Annotated in this window: 12 protein-coding genes; 10 read left to right on the top strand and 2 right to left on the bottom strand. The window is 62.6% G+C overall.

Going from position 1 to position 21,090, the window contains the following annotated elements:
* Positions 1–79 precede the first annotated feature (79 nt).
* Entirely contained in the window at positions 80–1,060 is a 981-nt protein-coding gene (locus tag KMZ68_RS20415) for a pyridine nucleotide-disulfide oxidoreductase (RefSeq protein ID WP_215612964.1), read from the top strand.
* A 202-nt stretch (positions 1,061–1,262) separates the two neighbouring features.
* Here the strand turns inward: KMZ68_RS20415 and KMZ68_RS20410 are convergent, their stop codons facing one another.
* Entirely contained in the window at positions 1,263–1,631 is a 369-nt protein-coding gene (locus KMZ68_RS20410; RefSeq protein ID WP_215612963.1) for a hypothetical protein, read from the bottom strand.
* 806 nt (positions 1,632–2,437) lie between these two features.
* On the opposite strand from KMZ68_RS20410, the gene KMZ68_RS20405 reads away from it, so the two are divergent.
* The gene (locus KMZ68_RS20405) at positions 2,438–3,046 is read left to right on the top strand and encodes an RNA polymerase sigma factor (RefSeq protein ID WP_215612962.1); all 609 of its coding nucleotides are present in this window, start codon (positions 2,438–2,440) and stop codon (positions 3,044–3,046) included.
* A gap of 48 nt (positions 3,047–3,094) precedes the next feature.
* Here KMZ68_RS20405 and KMZ68_RS20400 read toward each other — a convergent pair whose 3' ends face one another.
* Positions 3,095–3,574 (bottom strand): hypothetical protein, encoded by a 480-nt coding sequence (locus KMZ68_RS20400; RefSeq protein WP_215612961.1) that lies wholly within the window; start codon positions 3,572–3,574, stop codon positions 3,095–3,097.
* Between the two features lie 1,010 nt (positions 3,575–4,584).
* On the opposite strand from KMZ68_RS20400, the gene KMZ68_RS20395 reads away from it, so the two are divergent.
* The 8 genes from KMZ68_RS20395 to KMZ68_RS20360 all read left to right on the top strand — a co-directional run bounded on the left by KMZ68_RS20395 (position 4,585) and on the right by KMZ68_RS20360 (position 21,078).
* Positions 4,585–10,152 (top strand): cytochrome c3 family protein, encoded by a 5,568-nt coding sequence (locus tag KMZ68_RS20395; RefSeq protein ID WP_215612960.1) that lies wholly within the window; start codon positions 4,585–4,587, stop codon positions 10,150–10,152.
* On the top strand, positions 10,149–12,527 hold the full coding sequence (locus KMZ68_RS20390; protein ID WP_215612959.1) for a tetratricopeptide repeat protein: 2,379 nt from the start codon (positions 10,149–10,151) through the stop codon (positions 12,525–12,527). Before KMZ68_RS20395 ends, KMZ68_RS20390 begins: the two co-directional genes overlap by 4 nt.
* 45 nt (positions 12,528–12,572) lie before the next feature.
* Positions 12,573–14,555: a heme lyase CcmF/NrfE family subunit gene (locus KMZ68_RS20385; protein ID WP_215612958.1), complete on the top strand. Its 1,983-nt coding sequence runs from the start codon at positions 12,573–12,575 to the stop codon at positions 14,553–14,555.
* 10 nt (positions 14,556–14,565) lie between these two features.
* Entirely contained in the window at positions 14,566–15,102 is a 537-nt protein-coding gene (locus KMZ68_RS20380; RefSeq protein WP_215612957.1) for a DsbE family thiol:disulfide interchange protein, read from the top strand.
* On the top strand, positions 15,099–15,596 hold the full coding sequence (locus KMZ68_RS20375) for a cytochrome c-type biogenesis protein (RefSeq protein ID WP_249779430.1): 498 nt from the start codon (positions 15,099–15,101) through the stop codon (positions 15,594–15,596). Before KMZ68_RS20380 ends, KMZ68_RS20375 begins: the two co-directional genes overlap by 4 nt.
* 2 nt (positions 15,597–15,598) lie before the next feature.
* Complete coding sequence (ccmI, locus tag KMZ68_RS20370) at positions 15,599–16,906, top strand: c-type cytochrome biogenesis protein CcmI (RefSeq protein ID WP_215612956.1); 1,308 nt, start codon at positions 15,599–15,601, stop codon at positions 16,904–16,906.
* Positions 16,907–17,181: 275 nt separating this feature from the next.
* Positions 17,182–18,411, top strand: coding sequence for a 5-aminolevulinate synthase (gene hemA, locus KMZ68_RS20365; RefSeq protein ID WP_215612955.1), 1,230 nt, complete (start codon positions 17,182–17,184; stop codon positions 18,409–18,411).
* Positions 18,412–18,813: 402 nt separating this feature from the next.
* Complete coding sequence (locus KMZ68_RS20360) at positions 18,814–21,078, top strand: TonB-dependent receptor (protein WP_249779429.1); 2,265 nt, start codon at positions 18,814–18,816, stop codon at positions 21,076–21,078.
* Positions 21,079–21,090: the final 12 nt, after the last annotated feature.

The raw sequence follows: 21,090 nt of genomic DNA, 5'->3' as shown, positions 1-21,090 counted from the left end.
GCTCGGATCGTTCGGACGACAGGGCGCCCCGGGGACGAGGGCCGTTGGAGGGGCGTGTGGTCATGCCCTCGGGGGGACAATGACGAGTTCGGCGATTTCAGAGCTGACTATCGCGCACTTGAGCGCGCGGCCGAATGACGAGAGCGGCAATCGAGCGGCGCCCTCAGCGTCCTCGATACGGAGGCGTGCGAGAGCGGACTTCGCCCAATATCGTACCCGACCGTGGACGAAGCTGGCTCTGCTTGCGTTTGGCTTCGTCGTTGCGGGTGTGCTCTGGACCGCCTGGCTCAATCGCCAGGACAGTGGCCTTACGCCCGAGAGCGGCATTGGTTACTGGCTTGGAATTGCTGGCAGCAGCCTCATGGTTCTCCTGCTGCTTTACCCCTTGCGAAAGCGGATGCCGTTCCTGCGGGCTCTTGGCTCGGTGGCCTTCTGGTTCCGTGCCCACATGATCCTGGGCGTGCTCGGCCCCCTGTTGATCGTGTTGCATTCGAATTTCAGGCTCGGCTCGATCAACAGCAATATGGCTCTTGCGGCAATGCTCATTGTTGCGGCGAGCGGGGTTGCAGGTCGATATCTCTACAGCAAGATTCACCTTGGGCTGTATGGTCGCAAAGCGGAAATCAAGGAGATTTTGGCCGATGCCGATGCGCTGACAGGAATCATCGGCGCCGATCGTGTTGTTTCCGACCGAATCATTGCGCAACTGAACGGGTTCGCCGATCGTGGAGCGGCCGCCCCAAACGGCGTCATAACCGGACTGCTTTCCTTGCCGGTGATCGGCTGGCGTGCAGGCGCGGTCCGCGCCCGGCTGATTGCCGATGCGCGGCAGGCCATCACGGCTGAGAGCAAGCGTCTCGGATGGTCGCGAAGGGTTCGACGCCAGCGGCTCGCCGTCGTAGCGGACCTGGTAACGCTGCATGTGGCTGTCGTGAGGAAGGCCGCGGCCCTCGCGTTTTATGAGCGGCTCTTCAGGCTTTGGCACGTCTTTCACCTGCCGCTGTTCTTTCTCCTTGTGGTGGCAGCCATCATTCACATCTTCGCTGCGCACTTCTTTTGAGTCGAGATCCCGGTTGATCCGACGACCCATAAGTGCGTTCGCTATCGGTATCGTTTTCCTGCTTGGCTTGGCGTCAACGGTGCGTTCCCAGACTCTGTTCGAGAAGCTTGTCCTCCCGGGGCCTGTTGTCGACGGGCACGTCAAACTCGAGAAGGACTGCAGCAACTGCCACGAGCCGTTCTCGCGCAAATCACAAACGCGACTATGCCTGGCGTGCCACAAGGACATTGCTGCGGATCGAGCGGCGGGTGAGAGATTTCATGGGCGTCAGCCGGATGCCGCGAGACATGATTGCACCCAGTGTCACACCGATCACAAGGGGCGAAATGCCGATATCGTCCAGCTCGATCGGGAGACCTTCAATCACGGCTTTACGAATTTTCCGCTGCGGGACGCGCACAAGACCGTTCCATGCGATCGATGTCACAGGTCGACGGAGAAATTCCGCAATGCCGGCCAACGGTGCATCGATTGTCACAAGTCGAATGATCCGCATAAAGGACGGCTGGGGGAAGCATGCGAGAATTGCCACAGCGAGGCGGCATGGCGTCGCGTCAAGCCGTTCGACCATGACAAGACCAGGTTTCCGCTCCAGGGTTCACATCGAGCGGTCGGATGTTCTACCTGCCACGTCGGTGAGCGCTACAAGGGGATTGGTGCGACGTGCATCGATTGCCACCGGCTTCAGGATGTCCACAACGAACGGTACGGTCCCAGATGCGAAAGTTGCCACGGTCAGGACAAGTGGCGCGCAGTTAGCTTCAATCATGACAAGGAGACAAAATTCTCACTGAGAGGAGCGCATGCAAAGGTGAAGTGCGATGCATGCCATACCGGAACTCTCTATCGCGACAAGCTCACGACGGCTTGTGGATCCTGTCATCTCAAGGATGACCGGCACAAGGGCCAGCTCGGAAATCGCTGCGAGCGCTGTCACGTGGAGGTCAGCTGGCGCCGAATAACCTCTTTCGATCACGATCTCACCCGGTTTCCGCTCATTGGACGTCACGCGGTCGTGCCGTGCGAGGAGTGCCATCGTTCCCTGCTGTTCAAGGGAACGCCGTTGAGCTGCAACTCCTGCCACCGGGACCTCCATCATGAAGGGCGACTGGGGACGAACTGCGCGCTCTGCCACAACCCGAACAGTTGGAAGAGATGGCGCTTTGATCATGACGCACAAACGCGCTTCCCGCTGACGGGCGCGCACCGCGGGCTCAATTGTCAAACCTGCCACGTTACGCGGAACGTCACCAGGATCGATTTGGCCACGGATTGCTATGCGTGCCACCGACAGGACGACGCGCATCGCGGGTCATTCGGGCGGGCATGTGAACGATGCCACACGACAACGTCGTTCAAACAGGGGAGCAGGCGGCCATGAAGGTCGATGGAGCTGCCAGACACCGGCGAAGCGGGTCCAGTGGTGCGACGCTGCGTCCCGCCGATGCGCGGCGACATCGCGGCTTTGACGTGGTTCGCCTATCCGATGGTCAAGCGAAGGCGAGCAGTCACGATGTCCATATTCGAATGGTGAAGATCCTGCCACGATTGCGCCGCTTCGTGGATTCGCTCACGCGCGGTGCGGATTTGAGCGAGGACTTGATCCAGGAAACCTGTGCACGGGCTCTGGCCCATTTGGATCAATGGCAGCCGGGCACGCGGCTCGACAGCTGGATGTTTCGTATCGCTCAAAATCTCTGGATAGACCATATTCGGGCGGAGAGAGTCCGCGGCGAAGTCGTCGATGTCGAAGTCATCGATCGCTTGTTGAGCTGTGACGGTCCGGCCGTGGTCGAAAATCGGATCGTTCTCCGCGAGTTGAGGGAGGACATCGCCCGGCTGCCGATGGATCAGCGCGACGTCATGAGGTTGGTCTGCGGGTACGGTATGTCGTACAAGGAAACCGGAAGGCTGCTCAACTTGCCTGCGGGAACGGTGATGAGCCGCCTGGCTCGGGCGCGCTACGCGCTGCAGAAGCGTTTGTAGGCGGGTCGCTCGGGGCACAGGGCTGAATTGCCAGCGGTCCGGAGGCCTCTATGGGCAAGCGAGAGAGCGAAAGTGGCTATATGTACGATCGGACGTGACCGCGACGACGACGAGTTTTTCACCGGGTTTGCAGGCGAAAACGCCATGGAACGACATTTTCGCTGCATTTGCGCCCGATAGTCCGAAGATCTGAGCAGCATCCATTCGTGGCCCGCTCGTCGCGGTCGTCAATGCATGGGTTCCGCCGGCGAACGCGATCACAGTCAGCAGGGAGCCGGATGCGGTGGCGTCGATGGCCCAGCCCTTGATTGTTACGCGTTCATTGTCGAGGCGTTTGATCTCCTCGATCGCCCCTCTCACGTCCGGGTTTCCGCGAAGATTGGCAGCCTGCACCGCTGCCATCAAACTGCTGGCATCCGAAACGGAGGCGCTTGTCAGGATCGCGACACCTGGCGGCAATGCAGCCGGACTGGTCAGCCACAGCACCGCAACGAAACCAAGGATGGCGGCGGAAACGCCGGCTATCAATGTGAACCAATGCCGGGCCAGGATATGTAGTCGTGGGGTGGATGGATTTCTCGCTCGCGATGACTTCTTGGGCGAAATGTGAGACCGGGCGTGTGTAGCGGGCGCATCCGCATCTGCAACCCCAACTGCAGGTGGGAGCGTACGTGGCGGGTGTGTTCCGATCGGGCCACGGTTGGGCCTCAGATGTGGCGGTATTGTTTGCACGGCACCCCCCTTGCCAGTCTCTTTCGTCGTCGATCGCTGTATCCGGCCAACGCTCATATGCCGTAGCGCGACTGAAAGCCTGCCGGATTCGACAGAACGTCTTGCTGGATTCCGCACATTCGGATGTTGAAAAGGCTGCATCATGGCATCGGTTGGCGAGGCGCCGGCTGCGACTACATCGTTTTCACGAATGATTGCGACCGCGCCACGGGCGTGTCGGACAAAATTCCCGCAGATGATCGGATGTCGGAAAGATTGTCTGGAATAATTCTCCGCGTCTTTCGTTCGCAATACCCGGCCGGAGCCACCCGCCACGAAATCGCCCGATCGGATACGGGATGCAGTCCCATTCCGATGCAATTAGTCGAAGCAACTAAAGGCGAAAGAATCGTGAAGGGATCTGGGCGCTTTCGGTTGGGGAAGTTTCGAAGCTCCGAAAGCATTAGCAGATCGGGAATCGTCGGCGTTTTGGCGCTCGGCCTTGTGAGCGTTGGCGTGTTGTAGCCGGAAGGCTGGGTGGGCAATGAGCGTTCTGAATTCGATCAGCCGCCTTTGCGGCAGCGGACGACTGCCCGCATCGCTGCCGGGGCTGGACGTGCACGCGCGCGATGCTGCGGCGCCGACCCGATTGAATCCTGGATCAGCAAGAGGAAGCGGCGGAATGCTCGGCGTTGTGTCCGTGCGTGTCCTTGTGACCGAAAGTGGCTGGCTCAACGGAGGAGCCCGGTCGAGAGGCGAGTATCGGAGTCGTTTGCAGGGCGCGGGGCTTGAAGATGCGCGAAGGCCGTAGGGGGGATCGGGGATAGATGGCGTTGATCTCCTTGAGATCGCTGGGTCTGATGTGGTCTGCCATTGCGGTCGCGGTCGTGCTCGCCGCTGCGCCCGGCCATGCGCAATCCGCATTGACCACATCGTTCAACCACTTTTCGACGGGATTTCCGCTTACGGGCTCGCATTCCAGCGTCGACTGCGCTTCGTGCCATGTGAATGGGCGCTTCAAGGGTACGCCGAAGCAATGTTTTGCCTGCCACAACGGCACCAATGCGCAGGGAAAATCGCCAAAGCATCCGCAGACGACGAATTTCTGTGAAGGCTGTCACCTGACGGCGGCCTGGCGCACCCTGCCTTTCATCGATCATGTCCAGGCGACGGCGCCGTGCGCCACTTGCCACAATGGTACGATCGCCGTCGGTAAGCCGGCCAATCATATCGTCACTGCCGCGCCGTGCGGAAGCTGCCATCGAAGCACGGTCAGCTATGCCGGGGCGACCTCCTTCAATCACGTCGGGATTACGACGGACTGCGCCAGTTGTCACAACGGCGTTGCGGCGCTCGGCAGGCCGGCTAACCACGTTCCGACAACCGCGCCATGCGAGACCTGCCACAGGAGCACGACCACATGGGCGGGCGGAACCTTCAGCCACGCGGCGACGGACACCAATTGCTCGAGTTGCCACAATGGCAGCGGTGCAATCGGTCTGCAGACCCCGCCGCACATCCCGGTCACCGGCATCCAGTGCAGCAGCTGCCATAGCAATACGGCGGCGAGCTTCACCAGCTACACGATGAACCACACCGCGGTCAGTGCCGGCCGCTGCGACAGCTGCCACAATGGCTCGTTCACCGGTGAGGGTACCAAGGGCGCCATGGGAACGGCCTCGCACGCGGGCCATGTCGCGACCAATGGCCGCGACTGTAGTACCTGCCACAACAACACAGCCACCTTTGCCGGCGCGGCCTTCGCTCATGCGGCCACCGACACCAATTGTTCGAACTGCCACAATGGCACCACGGCGACCGGCCTGAAGACCCCGCCGCACATCCCGGTGACCGGGGTCCAGTGCAGCAGCTGCCATTCCAACACGTCGGCGAACTTCACGGCCTATACGATGAACCATGCCGCGGTGAGCGGCAGCCGCTGCGACTCCTGCCACAACGGCTCATTCACGGGTGAGGGCACCAAGGGGGCAATGGGCACGGCCGCGTTCCCAGGCCACGTCGCGACCAATGGCCGCGACTGCGGCACCTGCCACAACAACACAGCCACCTTTGCCGGCGCGGCCTTCGCTCATGCGGCGAGCGATACCAATTGCTCGAACTGCCACAACGGCACCGCGGCGACCGGCCTGAAGACCCCGCCGCACATCCCGGTGACCGGGGTCCAGTGCAGCAGCTGCCATAGCAACACGGCAGCAAGCTTCACCACCTACACGATGAACCACTCGGCGGTGAGCGCCAGCCGCTGCGATAGCTGCCACAACGGGTCGTATGTTGGTGAGGGCACCAAAGGCGCGCTGGCCACCACTTCCTATTCCGGCCATGTTGCGACCAATGGCCGCGACTGCGTCTCCTGCCACGCCGGCGCCGCCGCAACTTTCGCCAGCTGGGCAGGCGGACGCTTCGCCCATGCGGCGAGCGACACCAACTGCTCGAATTGCCACAACGGCACCGCGGCAACCGGCCTGAAGACCCCGCCGCACATCCCGGTGACCGGGGTCCAGTGCAGCAGCTGCCATAGCAACACGGCAGCAAGCTTCACCACCTATACGATGAACCACTCGTCGGTGAGCGCCAGCCGCTGCGACTCCTGCCACAACGGCTCGTTCACCGGTGAGGGCACCAAGGGTGCCATGGGGACGGCCTCGCACCCGGGTCACGTCGCGACCAATGGCCGTGACTGCGGCGCCTGCCACGCCAGCGCTGCCGCAACCTTCGCCAGCTGGTCCGGCGGACGCTTCGCCCATGCGGCGACCGACACCAACTGCTCGAATTGCCACAACGGCACCACGGCAACCGGCCTGAAGACCCCGCCGCACATCCCGGTGACCGGAGTCCAGTGCAGCAACTGCCATAGCAACACCGCGGCGAGCTTCACCACCTATACGATGAACCACACCGCGGTGAGCGCCAGCCGCTGCGACTCCTGCCACAACGGTTCATTCACCGGCGAGGGCACCAAGGGTGCCATGGGGACGGCCTCGCACCCGGGTCACGTCGCGACCAATGGCCGCGACTGCGGCACCTGCCATGCGACCGCGGCGTCCGGCTTCGCCAGCTGGGCCGGCGGGCGCTTCGCCCATGCGGCGAGCGATACCAACTGCGCGAGCTGCCACAACGGCACCACGGCAACCGGCCTGAAGACCCCGCCGCACGTCCCGGTGACCGGAGTCCAGTGCAGCAGCTGCCATAGCAACACGGCAGCGAGCTTCACCACCTATACGATGAACCACGCCGCGGTCAGTGCCAGCCGCTGCGACTCCTGCCACAACGGGTCCTATCTCGGCGAAGGCACCAAAGGCGCGCTTGCCACCACTTCCTATTCCGGTCACGTCGCCACCGGCGGCCGCGACTGCGGCGCCTGCCACGCCAGCGCTGCCGCAACCTTCGCCAGCTGGTCCGGCGGACGCTTCGCCCATGCGGCGACCGACACCAACTGCTCAAGCTGCCACAACGGCACCACGGCGACCGGCCTGAAGACGCCGCCGCACATCCCCGTGCCTGGGGTCCAGTGCAGCAGCTGCCATAGCAACACCGCGGCGAACTTCACCACCTACACAATGAACCACACCGCGGTCAGTGCCAGCCGCTGCGATAGCTGCCACAACGGTTCGTTCACCGGCGAAGGCACCAAGGGGGCGATGGGCACGGCCTCGCGTCCGGGTCACGTCGCGACCAATGGCCGTGACTGCGGCACCTGCCACGCCAGCGCTGCCGCAACTTTCGCCAGCTGGTCCGGCGGACGCTTCGCCCATGCGGCGACCGACACCAACTGCTCAAGCTGCCACAACGGCACCACGGCAACCGGCCTGAAGACCCCGCCGCATATCCCGGTGACTGGGGTCCAGTGCAGCAGTTGTCATAGCAATACGGCGGCGAGCTTCACCACCTACACGATGAACCACACCGCGGTGAGCGCCAGCCGCTGTGACTCCTGCCACAATGGTTCGTTCACCGGCGAGGGCACCAAGGGCGCCATGGGCACCGCCTCGCACCCGGGTCACGTCGCGACCAATGGCCGCGACTGCGGCGCCTGCCACGCCAGCGCTGCCGCAACCTTCGCCAGCTGGTCCGGCGGACGCTTCGCCCATGCGGCGACCGACACCAACTGCTCAAGCTGCCACAACGGCACCACGGCGACCGGCCTGAAGACGCCGCCGCACATCCCCGTGCCTGGGGTCCAGTGCAGCAGCTGCCATAGCAACACCGCGGCGAACTTCACCACCTACACAATGAACCACACCGCGGTCAGTGCCAGCCGCTGCGATAGCTGCCACAACGGTTCGTTCACCGGCGAAGGCACCAAGGGGGCGATGGGCACGGCCTCGCGTCCGGGTCACGTCGCGACCAATGGCCGTGACTGCGGCACCTGCCACGCCAGCGCTGCCGCAACTTTCGCCAGCTGGTCCGGCGGACGCTTCGCCCATGCGGCGACCGACACCAACTGCTCAAGCTGCCACAACGGCACCACGGCAACCGGCCTGAAGACCCCGCCGCATATCCCGGTGACTGGGGTCCAGTGCAGCAGTTGTCATAGCAATACGGCGGCGAGCTTCACCACCTACACGATGAACCACACCGCGGTGAGCGCCAGCCGCTGTGACTCCTGCCACAATGGTTCGTTCACCGGCGAGGGCACCAAGGGCGCCATGGGCACCGCCTCGCACCCGGGTCACGTCGCGACCAATGGCCGTGACTGCGGCACCTGCCACGCCAGCGCTGCCGCAACCTTCGCCAGCTGGTCCGGCGGGCGCTTCGCCCATGCGGCGAGCGATACCAACTGCTCAAGCTGCCACAACGGCACCACGGCGACCGGCCTGAAAACCCCGCCGCACATCCCCGTGCCTGGCGTCCAGTGCAGCAACTGCCATAGCAACACCGCGGCGAGCTTCACCACCTACACAATGAACCACACGGCAGTGAGCGCCAGCCGCTGCGACTCCTGCCACAACGGTTCGTTCACGAGCCAAGGTAAGAGGGGCCCAGAAGGGAAATCCAGGGACCATCCCTCGACGACGGCGGATTGCGGTTGCTGCCATACGAGCACGACGAGTTTTGATCCGCGACGGAAGTCTCCGGCGGGATGCTCGACGACGGCCGCGGCTGCTTCTGTGGCAGCGCCAGCCGGTGCAGCCACCGCCACGACCACAGCAACACCGACTACTGCAGCGCGTGCTGCTGCAACCCAGTCGGCTACCGCCTCCACGGCGGCGACCACAACTATCCCCGCGGCCCCCGGCGCTGCCACGGCGGCGGCGCCCGCTGCCTCAGCCAGACCAGTTACCGCAACGACCTCCACAGCGACTGCTACAACCACCACCGCGAACCCCAACGCCGCACCGGCGAATGCGCCCGCACCCGCTGCGACGTCGCCGATCGCCGCGCCATCCAACACTGCGGCGGCGCGCAGCGCGTCGCCGAATGTTGCAGCTTCCGGTCCTGCGGCCCCGTCGGCCCTTGCGATGCCAGTCGCTCCAGTCACGCCGGGTTCATCCAGGATGGGTGCAAGGTTCAGCCATGCTGGTCTAACGGGCCGTTGTGCAGCGTGCCACAATGGGGTCGCCGCGCTCGGAAAGCCGTCAAGCCACGTCGTCACCAATGCTCCCTGCGAAACCTGCCACAAGAGCACGGTGACGTTCGCCGGCGCCCGGATGAACCACACCGGAATCACCGCGAACTGCGCCAGCTGTCATAACGGCAAGACCTCCACAGGGAAGTCGGCCAAGCACCTCGTCACGAACAATCCGTGCGAGCAATGCCACAAGAGCACCGCGACATTTGCCGGCGCTCGGATGAACCACGCCGGCATCATTGCGAATTGCGCCAGCTGCCATAACGGCACGACCGCAACCGGAAAGTCGGCGAAGCACATCGTGACGAGCAGTCCGTGCGAGACCTGCCACAAGAGCACGGTGACATTTGCCGGCGCTCGTCTCGATCACAGCCGCATCACCGCGCCGTGCGTCAGCTGTCACAATGGCACGATGGCCACAGGCAAGTCGCCGAAGCATTTCCTCACGACTTTGCCCTGCGAAACGTGTCATCGGACGATGATCTGGACACCGGTGAATTACCGGCACACGTCGCCGCGCTATGTGAATCACGGGACGGCGATCAGCTGCAGCAGCTGCCACACGTCGAACGCGCAGATCGTCTCCCGGAAATTCCCTGCCTTCCAGCCGGATTGCGCCAGCTGCCATGCCGATAAGTATCGTCCGATGTCGCATCTCAAATTCGATCGGCCGGTGAAGGTCTACTACACAGTCGCGGAACTTCGGGACTGCGCCGGCGCCTGCCACGTCTTCACGGACAACACGCAAAGAAGCATCTCGACGCGGCGCACCGGCGTGCACCGAGCCATGGGAGGTGGATGGTGAAGTGCACGGCCGCCTATCGCCGAATTTTGATCCTCGCTGTCGCGGGAGTGACGGTGTTCGCACTGCGATCAGCATCCGCTCAGCCCGTCGTCGATCAGGCGTTGTCGGACGCGCAACTCGTCTCTCAAAAGGGCTGCACTCTTCTCAAGGTCAATTTCAATATCCGCATTCGCTATGCCAGCCATTTTCCAATCAGCCGGGGCGATGAACTGCGGATCACGGTGAACCCGATCGATCACAACCAGGCGGCGGCCCTGCTGACCTTGAAGCGAGAGGCGGCGACAGTGCCGGACGGAAAGCGGGCTGGGATCAAGGCGATCGACCTCGAGACCCAGAATCCGACCGGACCGGTGTTGCGGATACTTTTCGATCGTCCGGTGGCCTATCAGGTCGCTCCGAATTCCGATACCCAGAGCATTGTGGTGGCAATCGCCGGAGCCAAGCCGTCGACAGCGTGCAAGCCGGTATTCCCGGGATCGACGTTCACGACCCCTCCATTCGGCGGCGGCAGCACGGGCACCCGGCCAATGGATCGATCGGTTGGCAGGATTTCCGACGCGGATCTGAGGGCGATCGCCGCCTGGGCGGACGAGGCGAGATCCGCGCTGCGGAAAAACAATCCCGGTGGTGCGATCCAGCTCCTCACGAAGATCCTCAGATATCCGGAGAACCAGTACAGCGCCGAAGCGCAGGAACTCCTGGGGCTTGCACGTCAGAAGAGCGGGCAACCCGGCGAAGCAAGGGCCGAATACGAAGACTATCTCCGCCGTTATCCAAACGGCGAGGGAAGTGAGCGCGTGAGGCAGCGTCTCGCCGGTATCGTTACGGCGACCGGCGAACCGAATGCTCCGCTTCATTCACCCAATGGCCAGCCATCGGCTGACAAGTTCACTCCGTCCCGTGAGACGACCTGGACCCTCGTGGGCAGCGCATCGGCATTCTATATCCGCGACGACAGCTTCCGCTCCGTGCGGGATCCGACGGTGGCTCCGGACCCCACCGCGGATCCGGACGCCCATCGCGTTCATCAGAATGCAATGCTCTCCAGTCTCGATTTTACCGCGGCGTGGAACAACGACCAGACGAAGGGGAAAATTCGCTTCTCCGGCAGCGAGGAACACAGGTTTGAACCCTATTCGAAGGACTTGGCAGGGGTTGCGGCGCTTTTCGTCGATACCCTGGTCAAGGACTGGAACTTGCGTTCGGTGATCGGTCGCCAGACGGTCAATACCGACGGCGTACTCGGCCGGTTCGATGGCGCGCTGCTCAGTTGGCAGCCTCTTTCAATGCTCAGGATCGACGTTGTCGGAGGTTCGCCTGCGCTCAGTCGCTTCGATCTTCCATTCAAGAATGAAAAGTATTTCTATGGCGCGGGCGTCGGCCTGGGACCGTTCGCCGGCTTCGAGACAACTCTCTACGCCATCGAGCAACGGGATCGGTCGGTGCTGGATCGCCAGGCGGTCGGCTCGGATGTCCGTTACTTCGATGAGAACAAGTTTGCGTTCGGCAACATCGACTACGACGTTCATTTCCAGCGACTAAATGCGGCGATCTTCTCGGGATCCTGGATCCTGCCAGACAAGTCGACGATCTATGGAGGCGCGGACTACCGCAGGACTCCCTACCTGTCGACCTGGAATGCGCTGTTCAATCAGCCCTTCACCACGCTCTACGACATGCTCAGATTCCAATCCAGCGAGCAATTGCTGCAACTCGCCCGCGACCAGACCCCGATCTACAAATCGGCCATGCTCGGATTTTCCTACCCGATCACGGACAAGCTGCAGGTGAGCGCGGATGCGACGGTCGTCAACTTGACGCAGCCGATAACGCCGATTGGCCTTGATCCTGCTCTGGCGACGCTTCCTGCTGGAAACGAGTACTATTACGCAGCCCAGCTCATCAGTAACAACATCGTCAGAGATGGCGACATGTATATCGCGGCGCTGCGCTATTCGCAGCTGGCGACATCGAACCGCTACGTGCTCGACTTCAACACCAGATTTCCCCTCACGCCCGATTGGCGGCTAAGTCCGCGTTTGAGACTTGGTTACGCCAGGGGCCACCACGGAGTCGATCTCACGGAATACACCGTACTTCCGTCACTTTTGCTGAACTATTTCTGGACCAGAGATCTGAGTTTGGAGTTTGAGGTCGGCGTGCAATGGACGAGTGCTCAGCAATACGGCATCAGCAGCCGCGATACCGAGCTGATGGCAACGGTCGGCTTGCGTTACGATTTCTACTCCGACAGCAGCACGAAGCCGGACGACGTCAAGGCCAAGTTTGGAGCGCCGGCTGCGGCGGCGCTGTGCCGCTACAGCGCGCGGCCGGAAAGCGGCAATTGTGCATCGCCTCAGACGGTCAGCCGATGAGGTTCACCAGCCCAATATCATCTTCAGAGGGAAGCGGAGCGCTGCATGGCACCTGAAATCGGATACTACGCGTTGCTCCTTGCGCTGTTTGTCTCGGTGACGCAGTCGGCGATGCCGTTTGTTGCCGCACGCCGCCGCGACCTTGCGGTTGCGGCATTCGTCGATCAGGCGGCGTTGGCTCAGTTCATGTTTCTTGTCGTGGCATTTGCGTCATTGACCTACGCATTCGTCACCTCCGATTTTTCGGTCGAGGTCGTAACGGCCAACTCGCACACCGCAAAGCCGCTGCTCTACAAGATCTCGGGAGTTTGGGGAAACCACGAGGGATCCATGCTCCTTTGGGTCCTCATTCTGTCGCTATTCGGCGCCGCGGTAGCAGTATTCGGGCGCAACTTGCCTTACCGGCTGCGTATCAACGTGCTCGGCGTGCAGGGCATGGTGGGGTGCGGGTTCCTGGCCTTCATCACGCTGACGTCCAATCCGTTTGCGCGTCTCGCGCAGGCGCCCGCCGATGGCAATGGACTCAATCCGATATTGCAGGATCCGGGGCTGGCGATCCACCCGCCGTTCCTTTACCTGGGCTATGTCGGTTTCTCGATGGCGTTTTCGTTCGCGGTGGCAGCGTTGATTGACGGAAAGGTCGACGCATGCTGGGCACGCTGGGTGAGGCCCTGGGTGCTGGCAGCATGGTGCTTCCTCACGATCGGGATCACGCTCGGCAGCGCCTGGGCGTATTACACGCTCGGCTGGGGCGGCTGGTGGTTCTGGGATCCGGTCGAAAATGCGTCGTTCATGCCCTGGATTGCGGGGACCGCGCTTCTGCATTCGGCGCTCGTCGTCGAGCGTCGTAACGCGCTGGTGAGCTGGACGATCCTGCTCGCGATCCTGACGTTCTCGCTCAGTCTGGTCGGCACATTTTTGGTTCGTTCCGGTGTGCTGACGAGCGTTCACTCATTTGCGCAGGACCCCGCGCGAGGCGTCTTCATTCTGGCGTTGATCGTGCTCGCCACCGGTGGGGCCCTTGTGCTTTACGCCTTCCGCGTGCCGCATCTCAAATACGGCGCGCCCTTTGCGCCGATCAGCCGGGAAAGCGGTTTGACCTTGAATAACGTGTTGTTGAGCGCTGCTGCCGCCACCGTGTTTCTCGGAACATTCTATCCGCTCGTGGTCGACATGATCGGCAACGACAAGATTTCGGTGGGACCGCCTTACTACGACCGGACGTTCGTCCCGATCATGGTTCCGGTGCTGCTGATCATGGTCGTTGGCCCCATGCTGAAATGGAAGCGCGACAGCATTGCCGCCGCCCTCGGCCGTCTGAAATACCCGGCCGTCGCCAGCGGGTTGATCGCTATCCTGGTGCTGGTCCTCACATTCGGCCGCAACGCCTTTGCTGCGGCATTCATGGCCTTGGCGGTCTGGTTGATCACAGGCTCGTTTGCGGCTTTGGCGTATCGAACGCGGTTGGGCCGCGTGCCGTTGGCCACGACCTTGCGGCTTGCCCGGACAACGCCTCGCGCGTTTTACGGGCTCGTTATTGCCCATGCGGGAATGGGCATAACCGTTGCCGGAATTACGGGCATGACGAGCTGGGCGACGGAAAAGATCGAAATGCTGCGACCTGGCGAAAGCCTCGAACTTTCCGGGTACAGTATGCGCCTTCGGTCGGTCGGCGACGTGCCGGGTCCCAACTACGATGCCGAGCGAGGCACGTTCGACGTCACCCGTAACGGTCGGTTGGTGGGCGAGATGTTCAGCGAGCGGCGCTTCTATCCGGTGCGTCAGCAGCAGACAACCGTCGCCGGCATCAGAACAAACTTCATATCCAATTTGTACGTTGTAGTCGGCGAACCTGACGGCAAGGGCGCCTGGGCCGTGCGCTTCTACTATCATCCGTTCATGCCCTGGGTGTGGATCGGAGCGCTCACGATGGCGCTCGGCGGATTCGTCTCGCTTTCCGACCGGCGCCTGCGGGTCGGTGTGCCGCAGCGCATTCCGCGCCATACCGCTGCTGTGCCGGCCGAATAGGAGACAATCCATGAAACGTCTTGTGCCGTTGGTGCCCGTGCTTGTCTTCGCCGTTCTGGCGATCGGGCTCGGAATCAGCCTGACGAACGATCCCCGGAAGATGCCCTCACTGCTGGTGGACAAGGCGTTGCCCGCATTCGCCCTGGCCTCGCTTGAGGGGGAGGGCGGAGGGTTTTCGAGTGCCGATCTGAAAGGAAAGGTCTCGCTGCTCAATATCTTTGCTTCCTGGTGTCCCGGCTGCCGCGTGGAGCATCCGATGCTCATGCAACTTGCAGGGAAGAGCGGGCTATCGATATACGGCATCAACTGGAAGGACAGCCCGCGAAACGGAGAGCGGTGGCTGAAGGCAAACCAAAGCCCCTATGCCCTCGTCGGATCCGACGGGAGCGGGAGGGTCGGGATCGATCTCGGTGTGACGGGTGTTCCCGAAACCTTCCTAGTCGATCGCTCCGGCCGTGTGCGCTATCGCCATGCAGGCCCCCTAACCGACGATGTCTGGCGTGAAATCTTCGAGCCGCTGGTGATGCGGCTTCAGGCGGAGTCATGATCATGATCTTGCGGTTGTCGGCGCGTCGCGCTTTCCTGGGGATGCTGGTCGCTTCGGCCGTGTTCGCTTCGCTTGCTCATGGGGTTACACCGGACGAGGTTCTGCGGGATCCTGCACTCGAAGGGCGTGCCAGAGCCATCAGCCAACTGCTTCGTTGCGTCGTCTGCCAAAACCAGAGCATTGACGATTCCAATGCACCGCTCGCGCGCGACCTTCGCGTCATAGTTCGTGAACGCCTGGTCTCGGGCGACACCGACAAACAGGCAATTGATTTCATCGTCGGTCGCTATGGCAACTTCGTTCTGCTGAAGCCGCCAATGCAGCTGGATACGTTGGCGCTCTGGATCGGTCCGGCGCTGTTTTTGCTGGTAGCCGCATTGGGTTTCGTCCGGTACCTGCGCAAGCGGTCCGTCGACCAGGCCGCAGAAGGGCCAGCGGCCCTGACGACCATCGAACAGGATCGGGTTTCCGAACTGTTCAGCCGAAGGAGTTAGACATGACACTATGGATCATTCTGACGATCATGACCGCCGCTGTTGCGGTCGTGTTGTCAGCGCCGTTCATTCGCCGGCTCGACCGGCCCCCGGTGGAATCCGCGGGCGACATCGAGGTCTATCGCGATCAGTTGAATGAAGTCGAAAGCGAGCAGCGGCAAGGGCTGATTGACGATGCCCATGCAGCAGCGGCTCGGCTGGAAATCGAGAGGCGTGTTCTGGCCGCCGACAGGATGACACAATCGCTCATGCCGGTGCTTTCCGGGGGTGAGCGGAATTTCGCGGTGATATGCGTGACCGGGATCGTGGTTCTGGGTTCGGTCGGTCTCTATGCCGCAACAGGGAATCCAGATCTTCCCTCGGCGAGAGGCTCTGCTGCCACAGAACGGGCGTCTGCGTCATTTGCTCAGGGTGCGCGGGCCATAGAGAGCCTTGCTGCGGCGATGCAGACGCCAACCGAAAGCCAGGGGCAGCCGCGGTCGCAATCCGGCGTCCCGCCTGTCGAAGAGATGATCCAGCGTCTTGCAACGCGTCTGCTGCAGAATCCGAAGGACGGCGAGGGCTGGCGTACGCTCGGCTGGTCCTATTTGAGCGTCGGCCGCTTCTCTGAAGCAAGCGAGGCCTATGCGAAAGCCATCGAACTGAATCCCAACGTCGCCGACATCAGGAGCGCCCGCGTCGAAGCGCTGGTCCGATCGGCCGATGGCATCGTTACGACCGACGCCGGGAACGCCATCGAGGACACCCTGAAGATTGACCCCGGGAACGCCCGAGCACGCTTTTTCAAGGGATTGGCCAGGGAGCAGGGGGGCGACAAGGCCGGGGCCCTGACCGATTGGATAGCTGTGCTGAGGGATGCCGATCCGGCTGAAGCGTGGGTGCCGGATCTCAAGAGCAGGATCAGCGAGCTCGAGCGGAATCTCGGCATGAATGCTGCGGCGCCTTCGACCGCGCTGAAGCCGGCCGGTCCTGGCGGATTGCTTGAGACGCCGGGGGCGCCGGGAGGATCGGAAATGTCATCGACGGTCGGGAAGGGACCGAGCGCGCAGGACGTCCAGGCCGCAGAGGTCATGCCACCGGCGGAACGCTCTGCGATGATTCGAGGCATGGTCGACCGTCTTGCGAGCCGCCTGGAGGGATCGCCGCGCGATGCCGATGGATGGATCAAGCTGATCCAATCGCGCATGGTGCTCGGCGAAACCGAACTCGCGAAGCTGGCGCTCGCGCGCGGTGTCGAAGCATTCACCGATGACGCGCGGCAGCGAGACCGGATTGTCGCAGCTGCGCAACAGCTTGGACTAAATCAATGATGATCTCGCCGGAACGATCGTCGCCGGGCGAAGCCTGCGCTGGCGTCCACGTGCTCCGCATGGACGAATTGGCAGGAATGCCGGACTTGGATTGCTCATGACGCGGAAACAGCGGCGGCTCGAAGGCATGGGAAAGAATGTCGTGCCGGCGAAGGCCCAGTGCGCGGTGAGTGTCGACCGCTGCGTGTGACGAAGCGAGTGCGGAAGGTAAGTGACTGTTCGTCAGGCCGGTGCCGGTGGCCTGCAAACCAAGGCGCCAAGAAAGTGAGAGCATCATGGACTATAATGTCTTTTTCGATCGGGCCCTGGACCAGCTTCGGGACGAACGCCGCTACCGGGTCTTTGCCGACCTGGAACGGCTGGCGGGCAGATTTCCCCATGCCATCTGGCATTCGCCGGACGGTCCGCGCGACGTCGTGATCTGGTGCTCCAACGATTACCTCGGCATGGCCCAGCATCCGAAAGTGGTCGGCGCGATGGTGGAGACCGCCATGCGGATGGGCACCGGGGCCGGCGGCACCCGCAATATCGCCGGCACCAATCATCCCCTGATCGAGCTGGAGCGCGAGCTCGCCGAGCTGCACGGCAAGCAGGCCGCGCTGGTCTTTACTTCGGGCTACGTTTCGAACGAGACCGGCATCTCGACGCTTGCGAGGCTGTTGCCGAACTGTCTGCTGCTGTCGGATGCGCTCAACCACAACTCGATGATCGAGGGCGTGCGCAAGTCCGGCTCTGAAAAGCAGGTGTGGCGCCACAACGACATCGAACATCTCGAGCAATTGCTGCGGGCGGCGGCCCCGGAGCGGCCGAAACTGATCCTGTGCGAAAGCCTCTACTCGATGGACGGCGACGTCGCGCCGCTGCATCGGATCTGCGATCTCGCAGAGCGCTACGGCGCCTTGACCTATGTCGACGAGGTTCACGCCGTCGGCATGTACGGACCGCATGGCGGCGGCATCGCCGAGCGGGACGGGGCGATGGCGCGCATCGACGTCATCGAAGGCACGCTGGCCAAGGCGTTCGGCTGTCTCGGCGGCTATATCGCGGCCAACGCCAATCTGATCGACGCGGTGCGCTCCTACGCGCCGGGCTTCATCTTCACGACGGCGCTGCCTCCGGCGATATGCGCGGCGGCCACCGCCGCCATCCGGCATCTCAAGACGTCGCAGTCCGAGCGCGATCGCCACCAGGACCGCGCCGCCCGCCTCAAGCTCGTGCTCAATGCCGCGCGGCTTCCGGTGATGCAAAGCGACACCCACATCGTGCCGCTGCATGTCGGCGACCCCGAGAAATGCAAGGCGGCGTGCGACCTGCTGCTGTCGGAATACGGCATCTATATCCAGCCCATCAACTACCCGACGGTGCCGCGGGGCATGGAGCGGCTGCGGATCACGCCGTCACCCTATCACGACGACGCGCTGATCGATCGTCTTGCCGAAGCCCTCGCCGATGTCTGGGACCGGCTCGGGCTCGAGCGGCGGCCTCAAATCCTCGCCGCGGAATGAGGCCTGCGGGATGCCCTCGCGGATGAAATCGCGAATTGCTCCGGAGCGGTTCCGATAGCCTTGCCCCACGATCATTCGATCGAGTTAGTCCGTCAGGTCATCGTTGAGTATGATTGTGATGCGTTGCCATTCCTTGTCCCATCGGTTTGCCCAAGTATGACGAACGATTGACAATGTCATTCTCACCATGCCAGCGTATGGCTCTCGTCGGCTGCGATGGCGGCGCGATATCGGGGATTGATACAACAAGTCGGCCAACGTCGCGCGAATGAGACGCCGACCCTTGGGCGGTCCTCCTCACAGGAAGCCACGTTTGGGGGACGGGCTATGCGCGCTTTTCCATTTGGGCAGAACGTGTCCGGCCGAATGTTGCTCCGTGTTGAGGTTGTTCTGGCCGGACTGATGGCTGTCGTGCCTGATGCAGCCGCGCAAGACGTTGCCGCACTTGCAGGCGCAACGGCGCTTCCTCCGGTCGAGGTGATCGCGCCGCAGCCGCGCCGGGAAGCCGGCAACAGGCCAAAGCGCGGCGCGGAGCGAGGCAGGCGATCGGCCCGTCGCGCGATCGCAACCCCTGCTGTCGCCGGTGACGGTGACTCCGCTGTAAATGCCAGCACGGTGACGCAGGCCGCGATCAGTTCGTCGAGCGAAAAGAATGTAAGCGGCGCCGAAGTCAATGCATGGCCGTTTTCCCGGCCGGCCGAAGCGCTCGAGGTCGTGCCCGGCCTGATCGTCACCCAGCACAGCGGCGACGGCAAGGCTAACCAGTATTTCCTGCGCGGCTTCAATCTGGACCACGGCACCGATCTCGCCATCTCGGTCGACGGTATGCCTGTCAACATGCGCACTCACGCGCACGGTCAGGGATACGCCGACCTGAATTTCCTGATTCCGGAGTTGATCCGATCGGTCAATATCAGAAAGGGACCGTATTTCGCCGACGAGGGCGACTTCTCCTCCGTGGGAGCGGTTCATGTCAGCCTGCTCGACAGCATCAAGACGATGGCCTCGATCACCGCCGGGAGTTTCGGCTATCGCCGCGGCTTCGGCGTGTCATCCACGAAACTCGGCGAGGGCAGTTTGCTGATAGCAGGCGAGGCCAACAGCTACAACGGCCCGTGGGACAATCCCGATGGCTTGCGCAAGATCAACGGCGTGGTGCGATACAGCCAGGGCACGGCGGCGGACGGTTTCTCGCTGACCGGGATGGCCTATGCGAACAGATGGAATTCCACCGACCAGATTCCATCGCGGGCCATCGCCTCAGGCGAGATCGGGCTCTTTGGTGCGCTGAATCCGAGCGACGGCGGCAATTCCAGCCGCTTCTCGCTATCGGGCCGCTGGGCGCAGACCGGCGAGGGTGGTTCGTCGAAGGCCAATTTCTACGTCATCAAGAGTTCACTCAATCTCTGGAACGATTTCACCTACTTGCTCAGCGATCCCGTCAACGGCGATCAGTTTCGCCAGCACGACGACCGGGTTCTCGGCGGCATCAACGCGTCGCACACCTTCAAGAGCCGGTTCGCCGGCTTGCCGATGGAGACCGAAATCGGCGTGCAAAGCCGCCATGACGACATCAGGCTCGACCTGGGCAACACCGTACGGCGGCAGTTCCTGTCGGCCATTCGCAGCGACGCGGTGCGAGAGAGCAGTGTCGGCCTGTTCGTTCAGAATACGCTGCACTGGACCGACTGGCTGCGAACCAATGTCGGCTGGCGCGGTGATTTCTACCAGACCTCGGTCAACTCCTTTTTCACGCCGGCCAATTCCGGCAGCGCCAATGCGTTTATCGGCAGCCCCAAATTCGGCGTGGTGCTGGGGCCGTTTGCCAGGACCGAATTCTTCATCAATGCCGGCGAGGGATTTCACAGCAACGATGCCCGCGGGGTGATGATTACTGAATCGCCCGGCGACGGCTCGCCGCTGCAGGCTTCGCCGCTTCTGGTCAAGACCAAGGGGGCCGAAATTGGGCTGCGGACCAAAATGATTCCGGGGCTGACCAGCGCGGTCAGTCTGTTCCTGCTCGATTCCGCGTCCGAAATTCTGTTCGTGGGTGACGCCGGGGATACGGTGGCGAGCCGGCCGAGCCGCCGCTACGGCATCGAATGGACCAACGACTATCGGCCGCTGTCATGGCTCGGCCTCGAAGTCGATATTGCCGCGACGCATGCGCGCTTTCGCGGCGATGATCCGGACCAGGCGGCGCTATATGCTTCGCTCGCCGGTTTTCCCGCCGCGCAGATCGGCAATGCGCCGGGCAACTACATTCCGGGCGCGCCGAATGTGATCGCTTCGGCCGGGATCACGCTCGGCGAGAAGACCGGCTGGTTCTCTGCGCTGCGCTATCGCTATTTCGGGCCGCGCCCCCTGACCGAAGACGGGGCCTTCGTCTCGCTGGCCACCGGTCTGTTGAACGGCCGGCTCGGCTATCGCTTTGACAATGGCTGGCGCATTCAGCTCGACGCATTCAATATCCTGAACAGCCGCTCGGACCAGATCAGCTATGCCTATGGCTCGCTATTGAGATCCGATGCCCTGTTCGCGATGTGCTTTCCGGCGGCGGGTCCGCCGACCGCGCCGGCGGCCGTGTGCCAGACCGGCGTGATGGACCGGGTGCTGCATCCGGTCGAGCCGCTGGCAATTCGCCTCACGGTCGCAGGGCAATTCTGAAGCCGGGTGAGG

Source organism: Bradyrhizobium sediminis (genome assembly GCF_018736105.1).
Lineage (GTDB): Bacteria > Pseudomonadota > Alphaproteobacteria > Rhizobiales > Xanthobacteraceae > Bradyrhizobium.
The sequence above is the reverse complement of the archived record's forward strand: the minus strand, read 5'-3'. Positions and strand labels throughout refer to the sequence as shown.

Coding starts and splice junctions, on each gene's coding strand:
- KMZ68_RS20415 (WP_215612964.1), top strand. CDS start 80: ATGACGAGTTCGGCGATTTCAGAGCTGACTATCGCGCACTTGAGCGCG.
- KMZ68_RS20410 (WP_215612963.1), bottom strand. CDS start 1,631: ATGGTCGAACGGCTTGACGCGACGCCATGCCGCCTCGCTGTGGCAATT.
- KMZ68_RS20405 (WP_215612962.1), top strand. CDS start 2,438: ATGAAGGTCGATGGAGCTGCCAGACACCGGCGAAGCGGGTCCAGTGGT.
- KMZ68_RS20395 (WP_215612960.1), top strand. CDS start 4,585: ATGGCGTTGATCTCCTTGAGATCGCTGGGTCTGATGTGGTCTGCCATT.
- KMZ68_RS20385 (WP_215612958.1), top strand. CDS start 12,573: ATGGCACCTGAAATCGGATACTACGCGTTGCTCCTTGCGCTGTTTGTC.
- KMZ68_RS20380 (WP_215612957.1), top strand. CDS start 14,566: ATGAAACGTCTTGTGCCGTTGGTGCCCGTGCTTGTCTTCGCCGTTCTG.
- KMZ68_RS20375 (WP_249779430.1), top strand. CDS start 15,099: ATGATCATGATCTTGCGGTTGTCGGCGCGTCGCGCTTTCCTGGGGATG.
- ccmI (WP_215612956.1), top strand. CDS start 15,599: ATGACACTATGGATCATTCTGACGATCATGACCGCCGCTGTTGCGGTC.
- hemA (WP_215612955.1), top strand. CDS start 17,182: ATGGACTATAATGTCTTTTTCGATCGGGCCCTGGACCAGCTTCGGGAC.
- KMZ68_RS20360 (WP_249779429.1), top strand. CDS start 18,814: ATGGCTGTCGTGCCTGATGCAGCCGCGCAAGACGTTGCCGCACTTGCA.